The 24,071-nt window shown below is 58.2% G+C and carries 26 protein-coding genes; 11 read left to right on the top strand and 15 right to left on the bottom strand.

The annotated features are described in order from the left end of the window. Positions 1 to 7: 7 nt before the first annotated feature. Together accD and B30_RS21215 are read right to left on the bottom strand one after the other, a co-directional pair. Positions 8 to 973: an acetyl-CoA carboxylase, carboxyltransferase subunit beta gene (gene accD / locus B30_RS00515; RefSeq protein WP_009570004.1), complete on the bottom strand. Its 966-nt coding sequence runs from the start codon at positions 971 to 973 to the stop codon at positions 8 to 10. Positions 974 to 1,036: 63 nt separating this feature from the next. After that, positions 1,037 to 1,939, bottom strand: a complete 903-nt coding sequence (locus B30_RS21215; RefSeq protein WP_157789769.1) for a CPBP family intramembrane glutamic endopeptidase — start codon at positions 1,937 to 1,939, stop codon at positions 1,037 to 1,039. Between the two features lie 198 nt (positions 1,940 to 2,137). Between B30_RS21215 and B30_RS00505 the strand changes: the two genes are divergently transcribed. The 5 genes from B30_RS00505 to B30_RS00485 all read left to right on the top strand — a co-directional run bounded on the left by B30_RS00505 (position 2,138) and on the right by B30_RS00485 (position 7,325). After that, positions 2,138 to 2,779, top strand: a complete 642-nt coding sequence (locus tag B30_RS00505; protein ID WP_009570002.1) for a hypothetical protein — start codon at positions 2,138 to 2,140, stop codon at positions 2,777 to 2,779. Positions 2,780 to 2,932: 153 nt separating this feature from the next. Next, the gene (locus B30_RS00500; RefSeq protein ID WP_009570001.1) at positions 2,933 to 3,706 is read left to right on the top strand and encodes a DUF6478 family protein; all 774 of its coding nucleotides are present in this window, start codon (positions 2,933 to 2,935) and stop codon (positions 3,704 to 3,706) included. Positions 3,707 to 3,717: 11 nt separating this feature from the next. Continuing rightward, the gene (locus B30_RS00495) at positions 3,718 to 4,104 is read left to right on the top strand and encodes a hypothetical protein (protein WP_009570000.1); all 387 of its coding nucleotides are present in this window, start codon (positions 3,718 to 3,720) and stop codon (positions 4,102 to 4,104) included. 88 nt (positions 4,105 to 4,192) lie between these two features. Continuing rightward, positions 4,193 to 6,217 carry an NADPH-dependent 2,4-dienoyl-CoA reductase gene (locus B30_RS00490; protein ID WP_009569999.1) on the top strand — a complete coding sequence of 675 codons (2,025 nt, stop codon included), beginning with the start codon at positions 4,193 to 4,195 and terminating at the stop codon, positions 6,215 to 6,217. A gap of 202 nt (positions 6,218 to 6,419) precedes the next feature. Further along, a complete protein-coding gene (locus B30_RS00485; protein WP_009569998.1) occupies positions 6,420 to 7,325 on the top strand; it encodes a LysR family transcriptional regulator in 906 nt (301 codons plus the stop codon). A 43-nt stretch (positions 7,326 to 7,368) separates the two neighbouring features. On the opposite strand, the gene B30_RS00480 is transcribed toward B30_RS00485, so the two are convergent. From B30_RS00480 to B30_RS00470, 3 genes are read right to left on the bottom strand one after another with little or no spacing between them, the layout of a single operon-like run. Beyond that, complete coding sequence (locus B30_RS00480) at positions 7,369 to 8,322, bottom strand: OmpA family protein (protein ID WP_009569997.1); 954 nt, start codon at positions 8,320 to 8,322, stop codon at positions 7,369 to 7,371. Continuing rightward, positions 8,322 to 9,053: a GNAT family N-acetyltransferase gene (locus B30_RS00475; protein WP_009569996.1), complete on the bottom strand. Its 732-nt coding sequence runs from the start codon at positions 9,051 to 9,053 to the stop codon at positions 8,322 to 8,324. Before B30_RS00475 ends, B30_RS00480 begins: the two co-directional genes overlap by 1 nt. Further along, positions 9,046 to 9,780, bottom strand: a complete 735-nt coding sequence (locus tag B30_RS00470) for a competence/damage-inducible protein A (RefSeq protein ID WP_009569995.1) — start codon at positions 9,778 to 9,780, stop codon at positions 9,046 to 9,048. The genes B30_RS00475 and B30_RS00470 overlap by 8 nt, the downstream gene beginning before the upstream one ends. A 46-nt stretch (positions 9,781 to 9,826) precedes the next feature. Between B30_RS00470 and sfsA the strand changes: the two genes are divergently transcribed. The 3 genes from sfsA (at position 9,827) to B30_RS00455 (ending at position 12,701) form a co-directional block, all read left to right on the top strand. Then, the gene (gene sfsA / locus B30_RS00465; protein WP_009569994.1) at positions 9,827 to 10,513 is read left to right on the top strand and encodes a DNA/RNA nuclease SfsA; all 687 of its coding nucleotides are present in this window, start codon (positions 9,827 to 9,829) and stop codon (positions 10,511 to 10,513) included. 74 nt (positions 10,514 to 10,587) lie between these two features. Then, complete coding sequence (gene map, locus B30_RS00460; RefSeq protein ID WP_009569993.1) at positions 10,588 to 11,436, top strand: type I methionyl aminopeptidase; 849 nt, start codon at positions 10,588 to 10,590, stop codon at positions 11,434 to 11,436. Positions 11,437 to 11,615: 179 nt separating this feature from the next. Continuing rightward, positions 11,616 to 12,701 (top strand): TRAP transporter substrate-binding protein, encoded by a 1,086-nt coding sequence (locus B30_RS00455; RefSeq protein WP_009569992.1) that lies wholly within the window; start codon positions 11,616 to 11,618, stop codon positions 12,699 to 12,701. A 66-nt stretch (positions 12,702 to 12,767) separates the two neighbouring features. Here B30_RS00455 and B30_RS00450 read toward each other — a convergent pair whose 3' ends face one another. Genes B30_RS00450 through B30_RS00440 form a run of 3 tightly spaced genes read right to left on the bottom strand, consistent with a single transcriptional unit; the run spans position 12,768 to position 15,177 of the window. Further along, positions 12,768 to 13,415 (bottom strand): HAD family hydrolase, encoded by a 648-nt coding sequence (locus B30_RS00450; protein ID WP_009569991.1) that lies wholly within the window; start codon positions 13,413 to 13,415, stop codon positions 12,768 to 12,770. Next, complete coding sequence (rsmD, locus tag B30_RS00445) at positions 13,412 to 13,972, bottom strand: 16S rRNA (guanine(966)-N(2))-methyltransferase RsmD (protein WP_009569990.1); 561 nt, start codon at positions 13,970 to 13,972, stop codon at positions 13,412 to 13,414. The genes B30_RS00450 and rsmD overlap by 4 nt, the downstream gene beginning before the upstream one ends. After that, positions 13,972 to 15,177, bottom strand: coding sequence for an NAD(P)/FAD-dependent oxidoreductase (locus B30_RS00440; RefSeq protein WP_009569989.1), 1,206 nt, complete (start codon positions 15,175 to 15,177; stop codon positions 13,972 to 13,974). The genes rsmD and B30_RS00440 overlap by 1 nt, the downstream gene beginning before the upstream one ends. Positions 15,178 to 15,266: 89 nt before the next feature. On the opposite strand from B30_RS00440, the gene B30_RS00435 reads away from it, so the two are divergent. Next, positions 15,267 to 15,755, top strand: coding sequence for a peroxiredoxin (locus B30_RS00435; RefSeq protein WP_009569988.1), 489 nt, complete (start codon positions 15,267 to 15,269; stop codon positions 15,753 to 15,755). 39 nt (positions 15,756 to 15,794) lie between these two features. Here B30_RS00435 and B30_RS00430 read toward each other — a convergent pair whose 3' ends face one another. The 7 genes from B30_RS00430 to B30_RS00400 all read right to left on the bottom strand — a co-directional run bounded on the left by B30_RS00430 (position 15,795) and on the right by B30_RS00400 (position 22,510). Next, positions 15,795 to 16,643: a mechanosensitive ion channel family protein gene (locus B30_RS00430; protein ID WP_009569987.1), complete on the bottom strand. Its 849-nt coding sequence runs from the start codon at positions 16,641 to 16,643 to the stop codon at positions 15,795 to 15,797. Then, positions 16,636 to 16,938 carry a 4a-hydroxytetrahydrobiopterin dehydratase gene (locus B30_RS00425; protein WP_009569986.1) on the bottom strand — a complete coding sequence of 101 codons (303 nt, stop codon included), beginning with the start codon at positions 16,936 to 16,938 and terminating at the stop codon, positions 16,636 to 16,638. Before B30_RS00425 ends, B30_RS00430 begins: the two co-directional genes overlap by 8 nt. Further along, complete coding sequence (locus B30_RS00420) at positions 16,931 to 18,109, bottom strand: GNAT family N-acetyltransferase (RefSeq protein ID WP_009569985.1); 1,179 nt, start codon at positions 18,107 to 18,109, stop codon at positions 16,931 to 16,933. Before B30_RS00420 ends, B30_RS00425 begins: the two co-directional genes overlap by 8 nt. Before the next feature lie 48 nt (positions 18,110 to 18,157). Continuing rightward, on the bottom strand, positions 18,158 to 18,916 hold the full coding sequence (locus tag B30_RS00415; protein ID WP_009569984.1) for a glycerophosphodiester phosphodiesterase family protein: 759 nt from the start codon (positions 18,914 to 18,916) through the stop codon (positions 18,158 to 18,160). After that, a complete protein-coding gene (locus B30_RS00410) occupies positions 18,916 to 19,380 on the bottom strand; it encodes a RidA family protein (RefSeq protein ID WP_009569983.1) in 465 nt (154 codons plus the stop codon). The genes B30_RS00415 and B30_RS00410 overlap by 1 nt, the downstream gene beginning before the upstream one ends. Before the next feature lie 86 nt (positions 19,381 to 19,466). After that, the gene (locus tag B30_RS00405; RefSeq protein WP_009569982.1) at positions 19,467 to 20,774 is read right to left on the bottom strand and encodes an HlyD family type I secretion periplasmic adaptor subunit; all 1,308 of its coding nucleotides are present in this window, start codon (positions 20,772 to 20,774) and stop codon (positions 19,467 to 19,469) included. Then, positions 20,771 to 22,510, bottom strand: a complete 1,740-nt coding sequence (locus tag B30_RS00400; protein ID WP_009569981.1) for a type I secretion system permease/ATPase — start codon at positions 22,508 to 22,510, stop codon at positions 20,771 to 20,773. Before B30_RS00400 ends, B30_RS00405 begins: the two co-directional genes overlap by 4 nt. A 189-nt stretch (positions 22,511 to 22,699) precedes the next feature. Between B30_RS00400 and B30_RS00395 the strand changes: the two genes are divergently transcribed. Together B30_RS00395 and B30_RS00390 are read left to right on the top strand one after the other, a co-directional pair. Continuing rightward, a complete protein-coding gene (locus tag B30_RS00395) occupies positions 22,700 to 23,461 on the top strand; it encodes an MlaA family lipoprotein (protein ID WP_009569980.1) in 762 nt (253 codons plus the stop codon). Next, positions 23,454 to 24,050: an MlaC/ttg2D family ABC transporter substrate-binding protein gene (locus B30_RS00390; protein ID WP_009569979.1), complete on the top strand. Its 597-nt coding sequence runs from the start codon at positions 23,454 to 23,456 to the stop codon at positions 24,048 to 24,050. Before B30_RS00395 ends, B30_RS00390 begins: the two co-directional genes overlap by 8 nt. Positions 24,051 to 24,071 lie beyond the last annotated feature (21 nt).

The following is a 24,071-nucleotide window of genomic DNA, read 5'->3' as shown; positions in this document are numbered from 1 at the left end:
GAGGATGTCACTTTTGCGCGTCCTTGGCAGGGGTCGTTTTGGGCTTTGCACCCTCGGGGGCTTTTGCGGCCTCAAGAGGTTTGACCTCGGGTGTGGGTGCCGGAAGATCACCCGCAACGGCCGGGGTCATTTGTCCCAACATGCGCAGGATCGTGACCAATTCGGATTTCATCTGACTCCGGTGGGTCACCCGGTCCAACATGCCGTGATCCAACAGGTATTCGGCGCGCTGAAAGCCTTCGGGCAGTTTTTCACGAATCGTCTGTTCGATCACACGCGGACCCGCGAAACAAATCAATGCATTGGGTTCGGCGATTTGCACGTCGCCCAGCATGGCGTAGGAGGCGGTGACGCCGCCGGTGGTCGGATGGGTGAGCACAACGATATAGGGCAGGCCAGCCTCTTTGAGCATCTCGACCGCCACGGTGGTGCGCGGCATTTGCATGAGGGAGAGAATCCCCTCTTGCATCCGGGCGCCGCCGGCGGCGGAAAACATCACGAACGGGCGTTTGAGTGCGATGGCGCGTTCAACGCCGGCGATGAAAGCATTGCCGACATACATGCCCATGGAACCCGCCATGAACGAAAAATCCTGTGCGGCGGCCACGATCGGTGTGCGCCCCATCTCGCCCTCAGCCACCAACATGGCTTCTTTTTCGCCGGTGGAGCGCTGTGCCGCTTTCATCCGCTCGGGATAGCGTTTTTGGTCGCGGAATTTCAAAGGATCTTCAATCGGTTCGGGAACCTTGATCTCAGAAAACACCCCGCCATCAAACAGCGCCGAAAAGCGCGCGCGCGGCGTGATATGCATGTGGTGATCGCAATTGGTGCAGACATTGAGATTGTCTGCCAATTCGCGATGGAACAGCATGGTGTTGCATTCTGGACATTTGGTCCAAAGGTTGTCCGGGGTATCGTGTTTGGAAAACAGCGAATTGATCTTTGGACGGACGTAGTTGGAAATCCAGTTCATACGGGGAGCCTTTGGACGTAACATTACTGGCCCTCAGATAAGGCCATGGGAGAAGAATTGCAATCAACGCCTGATCGCAAGCCTTGCGGTCAGCCATGTTGCCAACAAAAGCAGCGTTTGAAAGGCAATCACTTTTGGGTCGCTATAGGCGTCGGTGAGATCAAGCGTTTGGACCATGCGACCAAAGCCAGACATGATGTCTTGCTGCGGGGCGATCACCATGGCGGTGGCATTGTTCATCAGGTGTAATGCGCAAGCCGGACCAATTGTGCCCGAACGCGCGGTCAGATCGCCCGCCAAAAGCCCAAACAACATCGCCCAGACAACCGGGAATATCGCCGCCGTTCCTTCGACCGCGCCGCTGAGATGGCCCAGTCCGAACAAAACGGAGGCGGCCAATACCCCCAGCGTGTAGGATTTGGTCGAGGCGATCAGTTGGCTTTGCAGATAGCCGCGAAAAAACACCTCTTCGGCGGTGATTTGGATCATCAGGCCCAAAAGCGCGAAGGGCATCCAAAACAGCCACATCCCAAGATTGAGGTTTTCTGACAGCGCGGAATCGGTGCTGTCCCACGGCAGGAGCATGGCGACAAAGCTCAGGAGCGCGACCCATTTGAGGGTTGCGAAAAATTGCCTGCGCATCACGTTCGCCGGTCCGGTGATCTCGCGCAGGCTCCGGTTGTGCAAGCGGCGGGCCAAAACAACACTGCCGACCAAAAGCACCGCATAGCCCGCCAGCAACACAAACATCCCGCCGGGCGTCGCCCCAATGACGATCCCGCTCGGACCAAAATGAACGGGCATCAACGCGGGCGCCATCCGCCCGATCAGCCCGTAGAGCACAGGTGTGACCAAGGCTCCAAGCGCCAAAGCGGCCAAGATCTGAACCGCGATGCGCCAAAGCTCGGGGCGGCGCGCCGCAGACCGCAGGATCGCATCATAGGGATGAGGGCGGGGCGGGATCATGGTGTTCTTTCTGAGTTCGGCGCGTTGCTTGACCAAACCGATAGCACGGCCTGTGGTGGTCCGAAAGCCGCTCGGCGTAGTGCCGCCAAGCCGTGTAAGGATGGCTTGCAGGCAGGGCGACATCCCTTGTATGCCAAGTGCGGTTGCGACGCGACAGTCAATTGGATTTTCGGGATTTTGGTAAAGGTAAGGCATCATATGAGCCGATACAAACAGGGGCTTTGGAGCGGCTTTATCCTCAGTCTGGTTTTGGCCCTGTCGGCCTGTCAGATGGCGGTGCCGACACCCGTGACACCCACACAGGCCGCGCCGAAAGAGATCCGCCTGTCCAGTAGCGGTCTGACCGTGGCCGGACCAACAGGATTTTGCATCGACCCCGGCTCGGTGAAAGACGAGCAAGGCGGAAGTTTCGTGCTTTTGAGCAGTTGCACCGGTCTGAGCGGCGGCTCCAATCTTGGGCGCACAGCCAGCACGGCGGTTTTAACTCTGTCTGTTTCTGGCCCGTTGACAGACGTGGCGGCCTTTGATGCAGCGGGCGTTCAGGCCTTTTTTGCCTCCGACGCTGGCCGCACCGCCCTGTCGCGGTCTGGGAACATGGCAACGGTCACACTTTTGGGCAGTGCGATCGAAGGCGGCACCGTCTTTGTCCATGCCCGTGATAGCTCTGCGCCTATGATCAATGGGCTTGATGATGAATATTGGCGGGCCTTCTTTGTCTCAGGGGGGCGGTTGATGACCGCGACGGCAACGCCGTTCTCTCAGGCTCCAATGTCGTCTGGCGGATTAAAAACCGCCTTGAAACAGTTCGCGGGGGTTTTGGCGCGTAAAAACCCGACGTAATGGGCGAAAATTATTGCCAAAATGGAACCAAACACTGGATTTATTGGGCGTTTGTTGAGATGAAACCTGTGTCGGTCATAATTGGCCAAAGTCAAAGGCACGTCAAAGAACGTCATGGGCTAAGGCAGGTGCACAGAAAGGTTTCTTAAGAGTATGAGCGGTCGGGTCAGGAAACTGTTTGAAAAACGTCTCAACAAAGCGTCGATAGCGCGTTGGGCGCGCCGTGTCCGCACAGCCGAAGGGCTTGATCTTGCGACACTGCGGTGGTTGCGTGCTCAGGCCCGTAGTCTGCGATGGGAGTTGGACCAATTCCTTTTCATTGCAGAAGGCCGTTTGGCATTGCCGCTGATCGGATCGAATGCGATGCAATTGCCGCTTTACACCGAATGGTCGTATCGACCCGAATTATGGCGCGGTCCAATTGCGCCACAAGGGGCCTCTGCGGTGCCTTCGAAAACATCCATCGGGTCCGAGGCGACCTTGTTTCACGATTGCCAAATCTCTGAACTGACCTACCGCCAGGTCCGTAACAGTTCAGAAGCAGACCTGGCTCCCTTTGGTCTGCGCCTCGATGTGTTTCGCTTTGACGGCTCTTTTTTGTCCTTGTCGGTCAATATCCCGGATGAGGTCTGTCATGGGTTGAGCTTGCGCCACGTGTTGCGGCTGGATTTCGCGGTGGACCTTGAAAAGCCAATTGAAATTTTCGCCCGGCTGAATGTGAAACACGGTCCGAACCTCGAACAATTGGTGCGCGAATTGCCGTTGCATTCCGACGAAGGCTTTGTCGATTTTGATCTGGCTTACACCAAGCTGAACGAAAAACGGGTTGAAAAACTCTGGATCGACTTGATCTTTGAAGGCCCCGAAATGAACCAAATCGTCCTGCGGGACCTGACTCTGTCGCGCCGTCCGCGCGCGGAACTTTGACGGAGAGCAAGATGGACAAGGTGACATTGGTCAAAACGCGGCTTCAGGCGGGGATTTGGGAGGGCGAATTGCGTGTGCCCGATGCGATTGAACGGCTGCCGGAGATTGAGGTGAGCTATCTCGATCAACCATTGCCGGGGCACACCCTGTCCGAGGACCCGGACCGTGCCGGGGTTTGGTTTTTCCGCTTTGCTGTGCCCTCCGAAGTGATCAGTGACGGGGTGCAGACCTTTGTCTTCACAGATCGGGACAGCGGACAGGTGCTTGGCTCTTTTGCCCTGATCGCGGGCGATGGCCTGGCCGATGATATCCGTGCCGAAATGGACTTGCTGCGTCAGGAATTGGACATGCTCAAACGGGCATTTCGGCGGCATTGTCTTGAGGTCGGTGCAAACTGAGGCCGCGCATTTGTGGCCCTGACGCCGCGTTTCGAGTGACATCTCTCACGGCTCAGCGCATTTTGGCGCGGGCAAGGGAGGCCCTCATATGACGCATGAACTGTATCCGCATCTGCTTGAACCGCTTGACCTCGGCTTTACCAGCCTGCGCAATCGGACCCTGATGGGGTCGATGCACACCGGGTTGGAAGAGCGCGGCGATTGGGCGGCTGTGTCCGAATTTTACGCGGCGCGCGCCAAGGGCGGTGCCGGGATCATTGTCACCGGCGGCATGGCGCCGAATGCCGAAGGCGGGGTGTTCCCTGGGGCTGCTGGGCTGTTCTCCGATCAAGATATTGCCAATCACCGTCGCGTCACCGACCGCGTTCATGCTGAGGGCGGCAAGATCGCGATGCAGATTTTGAACGCCGGGCGCTATGCCTACGGGCCAAACTGCGTCGCCCCCTCCGCGATCAAATCCCCGATTTCGCCGTTCAAACCGACCGAATTGGACGCGGCGGGCATCGAAAAACAAATCGCGGATTATGCCACCGCTGCCCTGCGCGCCAAAGAGGCCGGCTATGATGGTGTCGAGGTGATGGGGTCCGAAGGCTACCTGATCAATCAATTTTTGGTCACCCATACCAACAAACGCGAAGACGCGTGGGGCGGCTCCTATGAAAACCGGATGCGCTTTGCCATCGAGGTGGTGAAACGTGTGCGCGCCGCTGTTGGGCCGGAGTTCATCGTGATCTATCGCATCTCGATGATTGATCTGGTGCCGAACGGTTCGACTTGGGATGAGGTCGTCCTGTTGGCGAAAGCGGTCGAGGCGGCGGGGGCGACGATCCTCAACACCGGCATCGGCTGGCACGAGGCGCGTGTGCCGACGATTGCAACCTCTGTGCCGCGCGCGGCCTTTGCCTCGGTGACAAAACGGATGATGGGTGAGGTGTCGATCCCGGTGATCACCTCCAACCGCATCAACCATCCACAAGTGGCCGAGGATGTTTTGGCCGAGGGCTGCGCCGATATGGTGTCGATGGCCCGGCCTTTCCTCGCCGATGCTGAGTTTGTCAATAAAGCGGCAATGGGCAAAGCGGATGAGATCGCGCCCTGTATCGCCTGTAATCAAGCCTGTTTGGATCATACTTTCGCTGGAAAGCTCACCTCTTGTTTGGTCAACCCGCGCGCCTGTCATGAGACCGAACTGACCTATCTCCCCGCCGAGAGGCCCAAAACCGTGGCCGTCGTGGGCGCTGGGCCTGCTGGTCTGATGGCGGCCATGGTCGCCTCCGAGCGCGGTCATGCGGTCACGCTGTTTGACAAAGCCGATGCGCTGGGCGGTCAACTCAACATGGCACGTCAGGTGCCGGGCAAAGAGGAATTTCACGGGCTGGTCGAGTGGTTCACAACCATGGTCGCCCGCTCCACCATCACCACGCGTCTGAACACGGAAGCCACGGTTGAGACGCTCGCGGGTTTTGACGAGGTCATCATCGCCACCGGCGTGCGCCCGCGTGATCCCGAGATCCCCTGTCAAAAGGAACATAATTCGGTGGTCTCTTATATCGACGTGCTGCGGGGCAGAGTCGCGGTCGGCCCGCGTGTGGCCGTGATTGGCGCTGGGGGCATTGGCTTTGATGTGGCTGAATTCCTGACCACAGGCGATAGCCCTACCTTGAACCTCAAAGAGTGGAAAGAAGAATGGGGCATTACCGATCCCACCCTTGATCGCGGCGGTCTTTCATCCGAGGGACCAAAGCCCGAAGCGCCGCTGCGCCAGGTCACTTTGTTGCAACGCAAGGCCGAGAAACCCGGCAAGCGGCTGGGTAAAACCACCGGCTGGATTCACCGCGCCACTCTGGCGATGAAGGGTGTGAAGATGATCGGCGGCGTGTCTTATGACGAAATCACGCCCGAGGGGCTTTGGGTCACCAAGGCCGATGAGCGGCAATTGATCGAGGCGGACACCATTGTTTTGTGTGCCGGGCAACTGTCCGAGCGCAGCTTGGCCGATGCGCTGGCGGCACAAGGCGTGGCCTGTCATGTCATCGGCGGCGCAGATGTGGCTGCGGAGCTTGATGCCAAACGCGCGATTGATCAGGGCGCGCGGCTTGCCGCCACGCTCTGACGCGGTGTCTTCCTCGCCCAAACACTCCCGCCGGAGGCGCGCTTTCGGTGGGGTAAAAATGCCGTTTTGGGATTGTTTCTGAGTTTCCTGACGCAGAACGATCCTTGAAACACCACGCTATTGTCTCCCATCTTCCCCATTCTTGCCCGAATTGACCGTCATTGATGTGGCTTGTAGGGTCAAGATTGTAGGTAAGACAGACATGGATCGACTGACGGAAATGGAAGCCTTTGCCACCGTTGTGGACCAGGGCGGTTTCACGGATGCAGCAAAGAAGATGGGGATTTCCAAATCCGCCGTTTCCAAACATGTATCTGCCCTTGAGGCGCGTTTGGGCGCACGGTTGCTCAACCGCACAACCCGCCGGGTCAGTCCGACAGAGATCGGATTGGCCTATTATGACCGCGCCCGCCGGGTTTTGAACGATGCGGGCGAGGCGGACGCGCTGGTCACCTCCATGCAAAGCGCGCCTTCCGGGCTGTTGCGCATCTCGGTGGCAACCGATTTTGGCGTCAATCATCTCTCGCCTGTGTTGGGCGAGTTTTTGTCCGAATTCCCTGACATCACCGTCAATATGGTGCTGAACAATCGCTATGTGGAGTTGATTTCCGAAGGCTTTGACATGGCCGTGCGCATTGGCGAGTTGGAAGACAGCACCCTGCGCGCCCGTAAATTGACCGAGACCACCAAACGCATGGTCGGCGCCCCGGCCTATTTTGAAAAATACGGTCGGCCCGAAAAGATCGACGATCTGAATGATCACAAGCTTTTGCATTATTCCAACCAATCCAACGGGGCGGTGTGGAAACTGACCGCGCCCTCTGGTGAAAAGCGGCAAATCCGCACCGCTGGCTGGTTGACGGTGAATGATGGTCAGTCGCTGCTCAACGCTTGTATTTCGGGCCTTGGCATCGCCTATCTGCCGTCCTTCCTTTACGCGGATGCAATGGAAGCGGGCCTGATCGAAGAGGCGATCCCGGACCTTCCGTCAGAGACTCAAGGCATCTATGCGGTCTATCCGCCGGGCCGCTTTACCCAGCCGAAAGTACGCGCATTCATTGATTTCCTTGTGCATTCCTTTGCCGACAAAGGACCTGACAAGTGGTGATGTGACACCCAAACGAATTCTCGTGGAGAGAAGGCGAAAGCCATTACTGGGTCGAGGCGATCACCGCTTCGACCCTTCTGTTTGTCTCGCGGCCCTCGGCGGTCGCGTTTGATACCCGTGGCGCGAGATAGCCGATGCCTTCGGCGCTGACCTGATCCGGAGACACGCCATGGGCCGATATCAGCCGCGCCCGCACTGCCTCCGCGCGCTTGCGCGACAGGGCAGTGTTGTTGGCCAATCCGCCAACGGTGTCAGTGTGGCCGACCAAAACGATTTTCGTCAAAGGATGGGTGGTCAAATAGGCTGCGATCTGTGTGAGAGAGGCAAAAGGCCCCGCCCCAAGCTCGGTCGCTCCGGTTTCAAACGACAGATCATCCAAAACCACCCGACCCCGCGCCTCAAGTGTGGCAATCACATTGCGGTTGGGCGGCAGAGTGCCTGCGGGGGTCTCGGGGCCGGACGAGGGGGCAATCAACTCGACGTCTGGTGTATCGCTTGGCGTCACCGTGCTGATATGCACAAACCCGGCGCTGGTCGCGCGGCTTGTGACAATGGCGATGGTGCGCCCGTCTGGGTGTTGGGCCAGGAGATATTGGAAATTTCCCAGATCCACATGCATGGCCGGTTCCGGCAAAAGATCCAGCAGGTAGCGAAAATCAAAGCCACCACACAGGCTATCGGCACAGGCAAAAGCGATGTGAAATCCGGCGGCTTCCAATTGTTTGCGCAGAGGTTGGATCAATTGAAACGCCGTCAAACTTGTGCCGGGCAGACGGTAGGCATGGTGTATCACTGCGCCTTCGGCCATGACCATCTGTGTGGCGTCACCTTGATAGGCGCTGGACGGAAACGGCTGGGCCGATAGGGAATCGTCGCGTGAGGCGGTTTCAACCGAAGCCCCCGGCAAGTCGAGATCAAGTGCGCACGCGCCATTGGCCTCGACAGAAAGTACGACGCTCAAAGACAGCAAAAGCATGCGTGGGAAAGGTAAGATCATCAGGCCTCGGTCATCGGTTTGGTTCTATAGTGGTACTGGCCGATTTCACGCAGTCCAAGCGAAGAATAAAGCGCAAGAGCGGCGGTGTTGGCGCGCGTAACTTGCAGGGCAAGCGCGGTGGCACCTTGGGTGCGGGCCCAAGCGGCGGCCAGTCTCACCAAGATGCGGGCCATGCCTTTGCGGCGCTCGGCCGGTGTGATTTCAAGCGCGTGAAGCACGGCGATGGACCCAGACAACGCGACAAATCCTACCCCGGCAGGGCGATCTTTGATGCGGCCTAGCAGGGAGGTTTTTGGCGCGCAGGCCCGATCCATGACCGCAAGCCGCGCCGGACCAATGCCGCCCTCGGCCCAAATTTCGCGCTGAATCGAGACCGGCGGCCAGGACACATAGCTGCATTTGGGATCAGAGGGCGCAAAGGTCTCAATCGGAGCGGCGAGGCAGAGGGTTGGATCAAACATTGTGTAGCCGCGCTCTGCGAGCAGCGCGTCAAACGCGGCCTCACCCGTGCGGATTTGAAACAACGCGGGGCGGGCATCCGCGGCAAAGCGGGCTTCGATCTGATCCAGCGCGTCCGCGGAAACATCCCCGGCAAGCGTGGCCGCCGAGGTACGGCTGCCACCCCCCGCGCCGTCGCGATAGATGAACGGGCCGACGGGGTCGCGCCTGAGCGCGGGCCATGTTGCCTCGAACGCCGTGATATAGTCGTCGGGACAGGCAGGCTCAGCCATTTTCATGCGCAGGAAACAGGGCCGCAAGTTCCAGAATGGCGGCATCAACCTTTGCCCCGTCTTGGCCGCGAATGACGATATTGGTGCCAAAAGCGCCATTATTGGCAAACGGATAAGAGCCCATCGACAGAGCGGGGTATTTTTGTGCCAATATCCCCAAAGGTTCGGCCACGGTGCTTTCCGGGCGATTGATGCGATAGGTCTGCGACAGCAACGGCTTGCCACCCGTGAGCGTCGGCAGGATCGAGGCGACCATGGCGGCAAACACGTTGGGCACTCCGGCCATGACATGGGTGTTCTCAAGACTGAATCCCGGCGCAATGGAGACCGGGTTTTCGATCAAAGTCGCGCCCTCTGGAATCCGCGCCATCCGCATCCGCGCTTCGTTGAACTCAACCCCACGCGCCTCGTAATGCGCGCCCAAAAGCGCACGGGCATCGTCGCGCACACCGATCGAACGACCAAAGGCCTCGGCGACACAATCGGCGGTGATGTCATCATGGGTCGGGCCGATGCCGCCTGAGGTAAAGACATGATCGTAAGCGTCTGAGAGCGCCCGCACCGTGGTTACAATCGCATTGCGATCATCGGAAATCACCCGCACTTCCTTCAAATCAATGCCGATGCGGGTCAATTCGCCCGCAAGCAGGTACATATTGGCGTCGCGGGTGCGCCCCGACAGGATTTCATCCCCGATGATCAGAATCGCGGCGGTTGGGTTGGGCATCAGGACCTCCTTGAGCGGCTGTTGCTAAGGGTATAGTCCTGTGTTCATGCGCTTTCAAACCGAACTGATCCCCGCGACACTTTTACGTCGGTATAAACGCTTCCTGGCGGATATTCGTCTGCCCGACGGGCGCGAGGTGACGGCGCATTGCCCCAATCCAGGCTCGATGATGGGCCTGTCTGATCCGGGTACACGGGTTTGGGTCGAACCCAATGACGACCCGAAGAAAAAGCTCAAATACGGCCTGCGGATTGTCGAGCTTGCGGGAGCGATGGTGGTGGTCGACACGGGCGTTGCCAATAAGGTCGTAGGCGAGACTTTGCGCGCGGGGTTGATCCCGGATTTGATCGGTGAGGTCCACGCGGAGGTCAAATACGGTGTCAATTCGCGCGCTGATTTCATGGTTGTACAAAATCAGAATAGGATTTGGATCGAGGTTAAATCCGTCACCTTATCGCGCGATACCGGCTTGGCCGAGTTTCCGGATGCGAAAACTGCGCGCGGGGCCAAGCATCTTGGTGAATTGGCGGCTCGTGTGGCCGAGGGCGACCGGGCGGTGATGCTTTATCTGGTGTCGCGCGATGATTGCAATCGCTTCGCTCCCGCAGGCGATATCGACCCGACCTATGCCAAAGCCGAGGCAGAGGCGCGCGCAGCGGGCGTCTATATTCGCGTCCATTCGGTCACCATCACGCCCGAACAGGTGCGTTTTGACGCGGGCCGCTTTGCATAAGAACTCCGTTCGAAGCACTGGCCCTTCGCGGCTGAACCCCTTATATCAGTGCGGCAAAGAGATGGAGTAGACCCTTGGACGAGACGCATCGCGGCCGCATCACCAAAGACGGAATTCGGATTTATGAGGATGCCGATTTTGCTGGCATGCACGCGGCGGGCAAAATTGCCGCGCAAATCCTTGATGAGGTCGGCCCACTTGTCGTGCCCGGTGCAACCACCGAGGAGATCGACGCGTTTATCACCCGCCGGGTGGTCGAGCTTGGCACCGTGTCCGCGACCATCGACTATAAAGGCTATAAACACGCCTCCTGTATTTCGGTGAACTATGTGGTGTGTCACGGGATTCCGGGGGCGAAAATTCCCGGCCATAAGGACGACAAGCTGGTCGATGGGGACATCGTCAATATTGATGTGACGGTGATCAAAGACGGTTGGTTTGGCGATTCAAGCCGGATGTATTTCGCCGGTCAGCCCAAGAAATTTGCCGAGCGTTTGGTGCAGGTCACCCATGACTGTCTGATGTTTGGGATCGAACAAGTGAAGCCGGGCAACACGTTTGACGACATTGCAGGTGCCATTCAGGAGCACGCCCATAAGAACCGCATGTCGGTGGTGCGCGATTTTTGCGGGCATGGCTTGGGACGGGTGTTTCATGCGCCGCCAAATGTGCTGCACTATGTCCCTGTGCGTCGTCCGGGCGACAGCGCCCCGGTGCTCGAAGAGGGCATGTTCTTTACCATTGAGCCGATGATCAATCTCGGTCGTCCGGAAACCAAGGTCCTTGCGGATGATTGGACAGCCATCACCAAGGATAAGAAACTCTCTGCGCAGTTCGAACACTCCATCGGGGTGACGGCAACCGGATGTGAGATTTTCACGCTTTCCCCGGCGGGTTTGTTTTATCCGAGCTTTGGCGGCTAAGGCGGCAAAGAGCTGTTTTTCAAGAATAGTGTTTGACTTCAATCGCCTGACCAAAGAGTCAGAGAAATCTTCGCATCCTCCTGTTGCGAATGACTTGCAGCAGTACTAGCAAGACCCTACGTCAACTGGGCGCGGACCGCGAAAGGTCCGCATGAGACAGCCCATAAGGAGGACTGCCCGTGAAACACCTGTTTAAAACCGCCGCCGCCGCGGCTCTTGTGACAGCCGTAAGCACCACATCTGCCCTTGCGCAGGAGGTGACGCTCCGCTTTCAGCATTTCGTGTCACCAAACTCCGGGTCACCGATGTATTTCATGGAACCTTGGGCCAAGAAAATCGAAACAGAATCCGAAGGCCGCATCAAGATCGAGATCTATCCGTTGATGCAATTGGGCGGTAAAGCACCGGACCAATATGACCTGATCCGCGATGGCGCGATTGATGGCGGCTGGGTGATTCCGGGCTATCAACCTGGGCGTTTCCCGGAAGCCGAGGCGTTGGAATTGCCGTTCATGACCGAGAAATCCGGTGAATTGGCGTCGATTGCGGCGTGGAATTTCACGCAACAGCACCTGATGGATGATTTCAAAGACGTGCATGTCCTCGCGGCACATATGCATGGCGAAGGCTTGATTCACAAAAAGGGCGGGTCGGTTGCAACGGTTGAGGATTTCAAAGGCCTCAAACTGCGCGCGCCGACACGGACCTCAACGCTTTTGCTGGAAAAACTGGGCGCAACACCCGTAGGTATGCCGGTTCCGGCTTTTCCCGAAGCCTTGGCCAAAGGCGTTTTGGACGGCGGTGTGATCACCTATGAAATGGCGCCTTCGCTCAAGCTTGATGAGTTGACCGACAGTCACACCGACGTCGACGGGCATCAGTCATTTTACAATCTTTATTTCATCTGGGCGATGAACAAGGCGAAATACGACAGCCTGCCCGATGATCTGAAGGCCGTGATCGACAACAATTCGGGTCTGATGGCCTCAGAATGGGCGGGTGCTGCCTATGATCAGGGCGATGAAGATGGCGTCAACGTCATGGTCGCGTCAGGCAATTCGATCGAGGTGATGAGCAAGGATGAGACCGACAAGATCAAAGTCTTGGGGGATGAGGTGATTGCCGAGTGGATCACCGAAATGGATGGCAAAGGCTACGATGGGGCAAAACTGGTAGAAGATGCGCGCGCCGATATGGCCGCAGCTTCGACCCAACACCCATGGATTGACACTTTTGGGGCCTCCTATCACGTCATTGAGAAATGATCTGACCCTTCGGGATTAGAATAAACTGGGCTGCCTTTTGGGGCGGCCCTTTCATGTTTGCATGGGTCACAAGCCGAGGCGGCGTGGCAGATCGTGCATATCTGAAAGGTGTTCGGCCCCCTCAGAGACCAACCGCGCGCCATCGCGGTGCGGATCAAAGCCGAAACACCGCATTCCTGCCCGACGTGCGGCAATGCAGCCCGACGGGCTATCGTCCACAACCACACAGGCCTCCGGCGCAACACCCATAGTCTCTGCGGCGATCAAAAACAGGCCTGGCTCGGGTTTGGCGACACCATGAGTGTGAGCCGAATGAATGCGCCCCTTGAGGCGGGCAAACACCGCCGGATGCGCGCCCAAAGTGACGTCCATCTTTTCCATCGGACCGTTGGAGCCGACGCAATAGGGGATGGCCGCCTGATCAAGCGCGTCAAAGGCGGCTTCGATGCCGGGGATGAGTGGCACGCCAGTGGACAACATGTCATAAATTCGGGGATAGACCTCGGTTTCCCAATGCGGGGGCAGCGTGGCCCCTGCGGCGCGGGCGCGTTCGGCCACGGTTTTCATCGTACCGCCAACATATTTGGTTTCCAACTCATGCAAGGTGATGTCGAGCCCATAGCGGGCGAACTCATCGCGCAAAAAGTCCAAAAGCGGCGGCTCGCTGTCAACGATCACACCGTCACAGTCGAAAATTACAAGGTTCGGGATCATTTTGGCTCCAGGATGTTGATTTTGGTCTCGCCATATTTGCGCTGATCCAAAAGGGTCAGCGCCTCTGGGATGATGATGTCCGCACTGTCTTCCCACACAATCAAGGCGCGTGGCGTGAGCCAGCCTCCGGTGATCGCGGCGGCCATGGCCTTTTCGCCCAGAGCCTTGCCATAGGGCGGATCGAGAAAGATCAGATCATAGGGCGCATCTGGATTGGCGGGCAAACGTGTGGCGTCCACCCGCATCAGCGTGGTGCGATCTGTGGCTTTGCACAGGGTGATGTTTTGCATCACAAGGCTCTGCGCTTTGCGTCCGTCATCGACAAAAGTCACATGGTCCGCCCCGCGTGACAGCGCCTCAAGTCCCAAAGCCCCGGTGCCCGCAAACAGATCAAGCACCCGCGCTTCCACAATGGGATCATCGTATTTTCCGCCCATCAGCACGTTAAAAAGACTTTCGCGCACCCGGTCCGTTGTGGGTCGCAAATGCGCACCCACATCGCCTTTGCCAACGGCGGCCAATGTCAGCCCACGAAACTCTCCTGCGATGATCCGCATCAGCTGCGCATCAGCGCTTTGAGGTCAGTTGCAGGATCAGCCACCAAAGCCGGATCGGCAGATTTGCCCGCCTCGATCAGCCGCTTGGCCACCATATAGCCGCGCGGATCGTTCATCGCATCAATCGCAATCAACGCACCCTCTTTGTAGTACCAATGCGAGCGCGTGGTTTCTGTTTCGCGGATCACCACCTGATCATGGCCGGTGGACAGCCCGGCGATTTGCAGTTTGACATCAAATTGATCCGACCAGAACCACGGTTTCGGCGTGTAGTCCACCGCTTGGCCCAACATGTTTTTGGCCACAACAGCGCCTTGATCAATCGCGTTGCCCACGCTTTCAAGCCGCATCTGATGGCCCATATGTGGAAAGGAGGCGCAATCGCCCGCGGCGAAAATATCCGGGTTGGAGGTGCAGCTATGGCGGTCCGTCATGATGCCGTTGTCCAGCACCAGCCCAGCCAGCTCCGCCAGTTGCGTATTGGGGGTGATGCCGACGCCGACAATGACAAAATCCACGTCCAGCGTGGTGCCATCGGTCAATTTCGCGGCGTTCACGCGGGTGTCACCGACAAGGGTTTCGAGGCCCACACCTTCGCGTAGGTCAACGCCATGGCTTTGATGTAGAGCGCGGAAATAATCGGAGGTCTCTTTCGAGGCAACGCGTTGCAAAATCCGGTCGGACATTTCCACGAGTGTGACCTTCAGCCCCTTTTTCGCCGCGACGGCTGCGGCCTCAAGCCCGATGTACCCACCGCCCACGATCAACACCGACGCGCCCTCTTTGAACTCGGGTTCAATCGCATCGGCATCGGCCAGCGTGCGCATGGTGTAGACGCCTTGCAATGTCCCGCCGATGGAGGCGGGCAAAACCCGCGGTGCGGAGCCGGTGGCCAGTGCGAGCTTGTCATAGGAGAGGTGTTCGCCATCGACAGTGATGGTTTTCGCCGCCGGATCGAGGGCGGTGACGGACGCACCCATGCGCAAATCAATGGTCTCATCGGCATAGTAACTCAGCGGGCGCAGATACAAACGATCCAAATCCATATCGCCCAAGAGGTAGGCCTTTGACAGCGGCGGACGCTGATAGGGGGGCACGGGTTCGTCGCCGATCAACGTAATTTTACCGTCAAATCCCTGACCGCGTAGGGTGGTGACGATGCTTTGCCCGGCCTGTCCGGCGCCGACGACGATAAAATGGCTCATGCGTGCTCCTTTTGCGCTTTCGACTGGTCTGAAAACGCCCTGACCCTATATCGTGAAGAGATCAAATGACAACGCGAAGAGGATCAAGAATGACAATTTCTGTTGGAGACACGCTTCCAGACGGAACCGTGCTTGAGTTGGGGGCAGAAGGACCGGCCTCCGTCGATCTGGCCGCCAAATTCAAAGGCCGCAACGTGGTGCTTTTCGGCCTGCCGGGCGCTTATACGGGTGTGTGCACCACCGCTCATGTCCCAAGTTTCATCCGCACCAAAGACGCCTTCGCGGCCAAGGGTGTGGATGAGGTGATCTGTGTGTCCGTGAACGACCCGTTTGTGATGGGCGCATGGGCCAAGGACACCGGCGCGGATGAGGCCGGGTTGTCAATGTTGGGGGATGCAGAGGGTACGTTTATCAAGGCATTGGGTCTTGATTTCACCGCTCCGCCTGCGGGCCTGTTCGGACGTTCGAAACGCTTTGCGCTGTATGCAGAAGACGGTGTGGTGAAAGTGCTGCAAGTCGAGGAAAGCCCGGGGAATTGCACGATTTCGGCCGGTGAATCGCTTTTGGAAGCGATCTAACAAAAGACGCCCGGGGATGCATTTCCCCGGGCGTTTTATTTATTCGGCGGCGTTGACCAAAGTGCGCGTCGGGAAAGGAATGTCCACGCCCGCCTCATCCAGCGCTTCTTTCACCTGACGTTTCATGTCGGCCTGATATTGAAAGAAATCACTGGATTTCACCCACACACGGACCAGAAAATCGACCGAGAAATCGCCCAGATTGTTGACCTGAATAAACGGCTCAGGCTCGGGCATTGAGCGCGGATCGGACATGATCACTTTGCGAATGACCTCTTCGGCGGTTTTGAGATTGGCGCCGTAACCCACCCCAAACGTCCATTCGGCGCGCCGGGTTTGGTTGGTGGAAAAGTTGGTGATGATGTTGCCCCAGACCTGAGAGTTGGGGACGATGACCTGAACGTTGGACAGATCGGCCAGTTCAGTAAAGTTCAGCGAGATGTCTTTGACAGTGCCCATTTTGCCCGCAACATCAACAAAATCGCCGATTTTAAACGGGCGAAACAGGATGATCATCACACCGGCGGCAACATTCGACAGGGTGCCCTGCAACGCCAAACCAATGGCCAGACCCGCGGCACCGATGACGGCGACGATGGAGGTGGTTTGGACGCCAAAGGTGTTGAGAACGATCAGCGCGGTAAAGGCCAGAATGACGTAGCGGGCGATATTTCCGAGGAAATTGAACAGAGTGTTGTCGAGTTTCTGATACTTGGACCCGATACCGCGAATGCGCCGCGCGACCCATCCGGCAATGAGCATACCAATGGCCAAAAGAAACAACGCACCAAGGATGGACCCGCCAACCCCAAGCAGAAACTCAAGCGACAGATAGTCCCCGACCGTCTGTCCATTATAAATTGGATAGTTCAAAATCTGTTCAATCATCTGCGGCCACCTTGTCCATTTTTCTTGCGAGTTTGATGTCTTTCTCGGTCAATCCACCTGCGTCATGGGTGGACAGGATCACCTCGACCGAGCGATAGACATTGGTCCATTCCGGGTGGTGATCCATTTTTTCCGCAATCAACGCGACGCGGGTCATAAAACCGAACGCTTCGATGAAATTGACGAAGGTGAAGCGTTTTGAAATCGCAGTGCCGCCTTCGGTCTCGGCCCATCCTGTGGCCAAAAGCGGCGCAAGGGCCTCGGTGCGGGATGCGTCTGAGAGCAGTTCAGTCATGATCGTCCTCTCTGTCTGTGCGTTTAAATGGACCGTATGAGGTGAGAAATTCGGTTTCCTCGTCTACCGCGGCTCGTTCGGCTACAAGGTAATCGTCAACCGCGCGGGCAAAGCCCGGATCAGCTATCCAATGCAGCGAATGGGTGGTGTTGGGGAGATACCCGCGCGCCAGCTTATGTTCGCCCTGCGCCCCCGCCTCGACCCGCGACAGGCCATGGGCGATGGCGTAGTCGATGGCCTGATAATAGCAAATCTCGAAATGCAGGCAGGGGTGATGTTCTGTGCAGCCCCAGTAGCGACCATAGAGGCGATCTTTGCCAATGAAATTCAGCGCGCCTGCGATGGGCCGCCCCTGAGCCAGAGCCAAAACCATCAAAACATCGTCACGCATGGTGGTGTGTATATGGTCAAAAAAGGCGCGGGTCAGATAGGGTGAGCCCCATTTGCGCGCGCCCGTGTCCTGATAAAAGGTCCAAAACGCGTCCCAATGGTGTGGCTCAATCTGGTCGCCGGTCAGTTGCACAATCTCGCCGCCAAAGCCCTGCGCCTGCGCCCGTTCCTTGCGGATGTTTTTGCGCTTGCGCGAGGACAGCGCGTCCAAGAAGGCGTCAAAATCGGTATATCCGGCATTGTCCCAATGAAACTGTTGCCCGGTGCGATGCATCAGGCCCATGGCTTTGCCCGCTTCAACCTCGCCTTCGGTACAAAAGGTGATGTGCACTGACGAGAGTTGGTTTTGCGCCGCGACTTCGACAGCGCCTTGGACCAGCGCCGCTTGGCCGATCTCCTCAAACCCCGGACGGGTCAAAAGCCGCCGGCCAGTGACCGGGGTAAAGGGCACCGCGATTTGCAGTTTGGGATAATAGTCGCCACCGGCGCGCTCATAGGCCTGCGCCCAGGCGTGATCAAACACATATTCGCCCTGACTGTGAGTCTTGGCATAGATCGGTGCCACGGCGATCACGTCACCTGCCGCTTTGGCAATCAGATAACGCGGAAACCACCCCGTGCCCGGACCAACAGAGCCGGAGCGTTCCAGGGCCAAAAGAAACCGATGGGTGACAAAAGGATCATCGGGTCGCTCGTCCGATGGATTGGCACAGGCATCCCAATCTTCACGTGCGATCTCAGTGATCGTCGTGCTCACGTTGATCTCGATCTGATCTGTCACGCCCGGCTCTCCAACATCGCTATAGAACTGGGGCTTAGCCGCGATGCGTCAAGTCGGAACATAGCCTTCAAAGGTGATATTATCTGCGATCTGCCGGGCTTGCGCCTCTTCTTCGGGCGATTTGATCGTCCAGCACAGGATATGCGCGCCCGCTGTTTTCAGTTCACGTACGCGCGGTGCGGTCAGGTCGGACCATTGATGCGATATGAAAGACGCCCCCACCCGGTCAAAATCAACAATTCCGCGCAGGGCTGGACGCAACGCCGATGGGATCATACCGGCTTCACCATTGGTCCAGTCACAGGTGGTCAGGCCGCGCGGCAGATGCGGGCAGACTTCGGCCAATGCGGCCACGGAATGCGGGTTAAAGGACATCAAGGCGACCGGGCCGTCATAGGTGGATAGGGCGGCGGTGGCGGCGCGTTCAAGCGCGCCAACGTTCGGCCCCATCGCCCCGTCCTGATCCTTTACCTCAATCAAAAGCGGCACCCGCCCGGCGACATGTTCCAAAACGCGGGCCAGAGGCGGAATGCCAATTTCCCCGGTCTTGAACCGCACATTCGCCAGGTCATCCGCCTTGCGTAGCGCAAAAGCCCCCGCGTCCAGCGTCAACCGGCTCAAGGCATAGTCGTGAAACACCATGGCCACCCCGTCGGCGGACAGTTGCAGGTCAATCTCTATGGCAAACCCGCCCGCGATGGCGGCGTCAATCGCGGCAAAATTGTTTTCGGCGCGGGTGATGTTGCCATCATGCAGGGCGCGGTGAGCGATCGGAGCGCCCAAAAAGGCGGCTGGCAGGTCTGGCATCAATTCAGCTCGAAAATGGCCTCGATCTCAACCGCGACGCCCAAAGGCAGACTGGCGGCGGAGACGGCGGAGCGGGCATGGCGACCCGCCTCGCCCAAGACAGCGACCATAAGATCGGAGGCACCGTTGACGACTTTAGGTTGCTCGGTGAACTCAGGTGTCGAATTGACGAAGCCCACGAGTTTCACCAGCCGTTTGATTTTGGAAAAATCCCCGCCGACGGCGGCATTGGCTTGGGCCAAAAGCGCCAAAGCACAGGTCTGAGCCGCGGCCGCGCCCTCCGCCGTGGTCATGTCCGCGCCCAATTTTCCAAGGATCAACCCGTCCGGCCCATTGGAAATCTGGCCGGAGATAAACAACTGTGCACCGCTTTGCACATAGGGCACGTAGTTGGCAGCAGGTGCAGGGGCATCGGGCAGAGTCAGGTCGAGGTCGGCAAGTTTGGCCATGAGGTCGATGGACATAGAAGGCTTCCTTTGTGTCAGTGTCGCATTTTAGAGGCGACATGTTTGGGTCGACTTGGGGAGGTCGAATTTTGGTCTTGGTACGCTCAATCTTCGCGGAACGCACGGATGAAATAATCGGCCAGTGGTTTGGTCAGATAGGCCAAAGGCGACCGTTCGCCAGTGGACATATAGGCTTCCACCGGCATGCCGGGAATAAGGACCGAGCCTTTCGGCAGTCGGGCGCGCTCCTCCTCCGTGATATTGATGTCGACGCTGTAGTAGCTGGCGCGGGTCGCCTCGTCGATAAAGGCATCGGGTGACACGCGTGTGACCGTGCCCAGTAGTTCGGGCGTGGTACGGCGATCAAAGGTTGAAAACCGCAGGCGCACGGGTTGGCCGGGATAGACCCGATCCACATGCATCGGGCTGATTTTGGCGGTGATGATGAGTGGGCGGTCTTGCGGCACGATATAAAGCACGGGGGTCGCGGGCGACACCACGGCGCCGGGACCAAAGACTTTGAGCCCATAGACCACACCAGAGACGGGCGCGCGCAGGTCAAGCCGGTCAAGCTTGGACGTCAGGCCGCGCACCTGTTCGCGCAACCGCCCAACAGAGGCCTGAATGTCGCGCAACTCGGTGATGGCGGCCTCCCGCCGATCGGAACCCGCCTTGAGAATTTGCAGGTCAATTTCGGTGATTTGGACCTGCGCTTGCGCCTGTGCGGTTTCCAGTTCGCCGATGTCGGCGGCCAATTGCACCGTGTCGCGGCGCAGGGCGATCACCCGGCTTTGTTGGGTCAGACCGCGGGTGAGCAAATCGGCCTGTGCGGTCAGGTCCTCTTGCAGCAACGCGGCCTCTTCGGAGAGGGCCGATTTTTGCGCCTCCAAGCCGCGGATTTGGACCTCGATCAGGCTGCGCTTTTTGTCAAGCTGACTGACCTCGGCCCGCGCCGTGAGTTGGCGCGCGGCGAACAAATCCCGTTGACCTTCCACGGCGCGCGCGACCTGTGGGTCGGTTTCCATACGGGCGATGAGCGCCTTAGAGAGGGCGATCTCAGTGGCCCCGTCGCGCTCCGCTTCGAGGCGGGCGTTGCGGGTCAACAATTCAAAAAGTTGGGTTTCGAGCACGGCGATTTCGTTGACATATTCATCGGAGGACAGTTCGAGCAATAGATCGCCCGCCGCTACTTGCGTGCCTTCTGTAACATGCACGGCGGCCACTTCGCCGCCATCGCGGTGCGCCACAGCTTGACGGTTTTGTTCGACCTGAACCTGACCGGCGGCGACCACCGCCCCATCAATCCGCGCCAGAAACGTCCACCCGCCAAAGCCGCCGATCAGCAGGGCAACAAAAAACAGACCGATCCAGACCGCGCGGCGGGCAGACCATTTTTGATCGGGCGGTGTCATTGAATGCCCCCTTGGCCAGCGTTTTTGCGCAGGATGTCTTTGGAGTTTTTGACCATTTCGGTGAGCACCGCGTCACGCGGTCCAAAGGCGCGGCGCAACCCGCCATCGAGCACCAAAAGCTTTTCACATTCCTGAATGGCCGAGGGGCGGTGGGCCATGATCAACACGGCTCCGCCTTCGGCCTTGTGGCGGCGGATTGCTGCGTTGAGCGCCAAAGAGCCATCATTGTCGAGGTTCGAGTTGGGTTCATCCAGGATCACGATCACCGGATTGCCGTAAAAGGCCCGTGCCAAGCCGATGCGTTGCAACTGGCCACCCGACAACAGCCCGCCAGCAGAGGCGACTTGCGTGTCATAACCCTCAGGCAGCGATAGGATCAAATTATGCGCGTCGGCTTTTTGGGCGGCGAGCACCACGGCCTCCGCATCCGGGCTGAGGGCGAGTTTGGCGATGTTTTCCGCGATGGTGCCGTCGAACAATTGCACCTGTTGCGGCAAGTAGCCGATGTAGGAGCCGAGAACCTCAGGCGCATAATGCGACAGTTTCGCGCCATCCAGACGCAGCGATCCGGTGTTGGGGGGCCAGACCCCCGTCAACGCGCGCGCAAGGGTCGATTTGCCTGCCCCCGAAGGCCCAATCACGCCAAGGGCTTCGCCGGGCAAAAGGCCAAAACTGATGCTCCGCAGCGAGGCTTGGGTTTGGCCCGGCGGTACGATGGTGAGGTTTTGCACCGTCAACGCGGCCATGGGGCGGGGCAATTCTGTGCGCTCGGGCAGGGGCGGGTAGGCGCCCAACAGTTCAGAGAGATCAGCCCAAGCACGTTGGGCATGTTGCACGAGATTCCATTGGCCGATCAAAATGTCGATCGGTTGCAACGCGCGTCCCAACAAGATCGAACTGGCGATCATCGCGCCCGAAGACACGTCTTTTTGCAGCACAAGCCACGCGCCAAGCGCCAGCATGGCCGATTGTAAAAACAGCCGTAGCGCGCGGGAGGCGGCGGTAAACCCATGGGTGGTATCTTCGCTGGTCACAGAGCGGGCCAGAGCGGCACCACGCGCCCGCATCCAGCGGCGATAGGCGGCCTCTTGCATCCCCAGTGCCTGAAGGGCTTCGGCGGCGGTGGTCATCCGGCTGGCCATTTGTGCGGCCTCTGTTTCGGACTGAAGGGCAGCGCCCTGTGCCGGTTTGGCAATGGCGCGATGCAGTAAGGCGAGAGCGACCAAAACCGCGCCGCCGCCGACGGCCAACATGCCGAGGTAGGGGTGAAACAACCCGATGCCAAAAAGAAACACCGGGGTGAATGGCAGATCGTAGAGGGCAGAAAACGCGGGCGAGCCGAAAAAGCGGCGCAGGGCCGCGAGATTGTCCATGGCGCGCGATTGGCTTTTGTCACGCGGCTTGCGAGCGGTGCGCGACATCGCGGCATGAAACACTCGGGTTTCGAGATCAGATTGGAACCGCGCGGCAATCCGCGACAGGACGCGGCCGCGAATGCCATCAAGCAGGCCCATCATCAGATAGAGAAAGGCGACAATGACGAAAAGCGCGACCAACGTGGCCTCAGAGCCCGAGCCCAAAACGCGGTCATAGACTTGGAGCATGAACAACGGGCCGGTGAGCATCAACAGGTTGACGCAGACGGAAAACACCCCTGTGGCCCAAAAGAGACCCCGGGAGCGGCGGCGGACCGAGGCGAGTTCATGTTGGCCTTGGCGGGTTTGGTCTTGCGTCATAGGGGAGTCATTTGCTCAATTTACGTCAATCTGCCGATTTTGAGTGCTTTATCGCCGGTCTGGCGCCACCACCTGTTGAATCTTTGTCACATCTCGATAACACAAACAGTGTTAACATTGGGCTTTCGCCGCAAGACGATTATGTGGCGGGTATAGCGTTCTCATTTGGGGCTGTCACCAGATCAATCCATGATAAAATTCAACTTATTCCGTCTGTCACCCGTTTTGATTGTTGCCTTTTTGGCCGGGTGTTCCGCCCCAAACAGCACGGGCGGGATCAATGATCCCTATGAGGAAACCAACCGCAGTTGGCATGACACCAACGTGGCGTTGGACCGTGCGGTGATCAAACCGGTTTCAACGGCCTATGGCACAGTGGTGCCAGACCCGTTGCGCAAAGGCTTGGCGAATGTGTCTGACACGCTGTCAATTCCGGGCACGGTGGTCAACGACGTGTTGCAGGTGCAATTGGGCGATGCCGTTCACAATACGGCGCGCTTTTTGGTCAACGCAACCGTAGGGATCGCGGGTCTGTTTGATCCGGCGACCAGTATGGGGCTTGAACCGCGCGACAGTGATTTTGGCGAAACCCTGCATCGCTGGGGTGTGGGCGAGGGGGCTTATGTTGTGCTCCCGGTCTATGGTCCGTCGACCGAACGCGACGCTTTGGGTTTGGTTGTCGATATCGCGCTGGACCCGATTGGGCATGTGTTTGGCACACCTGAAAGCAGCTATAAAACCGGGCTGAAAGTCGCGAAACTGGCCGATACACGCTATCGTTATTCGGACCTTTACGAGTCCCTCGTGTATGACAGCGCCGATGGCTATGCACAGATGCGCCTGACCTATCTCGACAATCGCCACTACGCGCTTGGGACTCCGATCGGAGCAAGCGATAGCGCCGAAGGTCAGGCCACACCCTACGACATTTATGAGGATTTCTATGAGTAACTTCGCGCGTAACTTTGGGCTGTCCCGCCGGGCGCTTATAACCTCTATGGCGGCCGTTGCCGCTTTTCCAACGGCCGGGTTTGCCTTCTCAGAAAGTCAGGCAGAGGCGCTGATCGACAAGGTCGTGAGCGACATCAACGCCATTATCAACTCGGGCAAATCCGAGGCGGCGATGTATGTTGATTTCGAACGCACTTTGGTGCGCTATGCCGATATGCCAAACATCTCGCGCTCGGTGGTCGGCCCGCCGGCGCGCTCGGCATCTGCGGCGCAAATGGCGGCGTTCACCAAAGCGTTTCAAACCTATATCGCCCGCAAATATGGCTCGCGCTTCCGTGAATTCATTGGTGGCAAGATCGAGGTCAACACCACGCAAAAGATCAATTCGATCTATGACGTGCGCTGCACCGCGATTTTGAAAGGCGAGCCGCCCTTTGCGATTTCCTTTATTGTGGCCGATAAATCCGGCAAATTCATCGATCTGACCATCGAAGGGATTTCTTTGTTGAAATCTGAACGCGCGGAAATTGGGGCGATGCTTGATAAGGTCGGTGGCAATATTGACAAGCTGACGGCCTCTTTGGCCTAAAGCGCCTCAACTCACTCTGAA

This window comes from Celeribacter baekdonensis B30, assembly GCF_000299875.1.
Classification (GTDB): domain Bacteria; phylum Pseudomonadota; class Alphaproteobacteria; order Rhodobacterales; family Rhodobacteraceae; genus Celeribacter; species Celeribacter baekdonensis_A.
The sequence above is the reverse complement of the archived record's forward strand: the minus strand, read 5'-3'. Positions and strand labels throughout refer to the sequence as shown.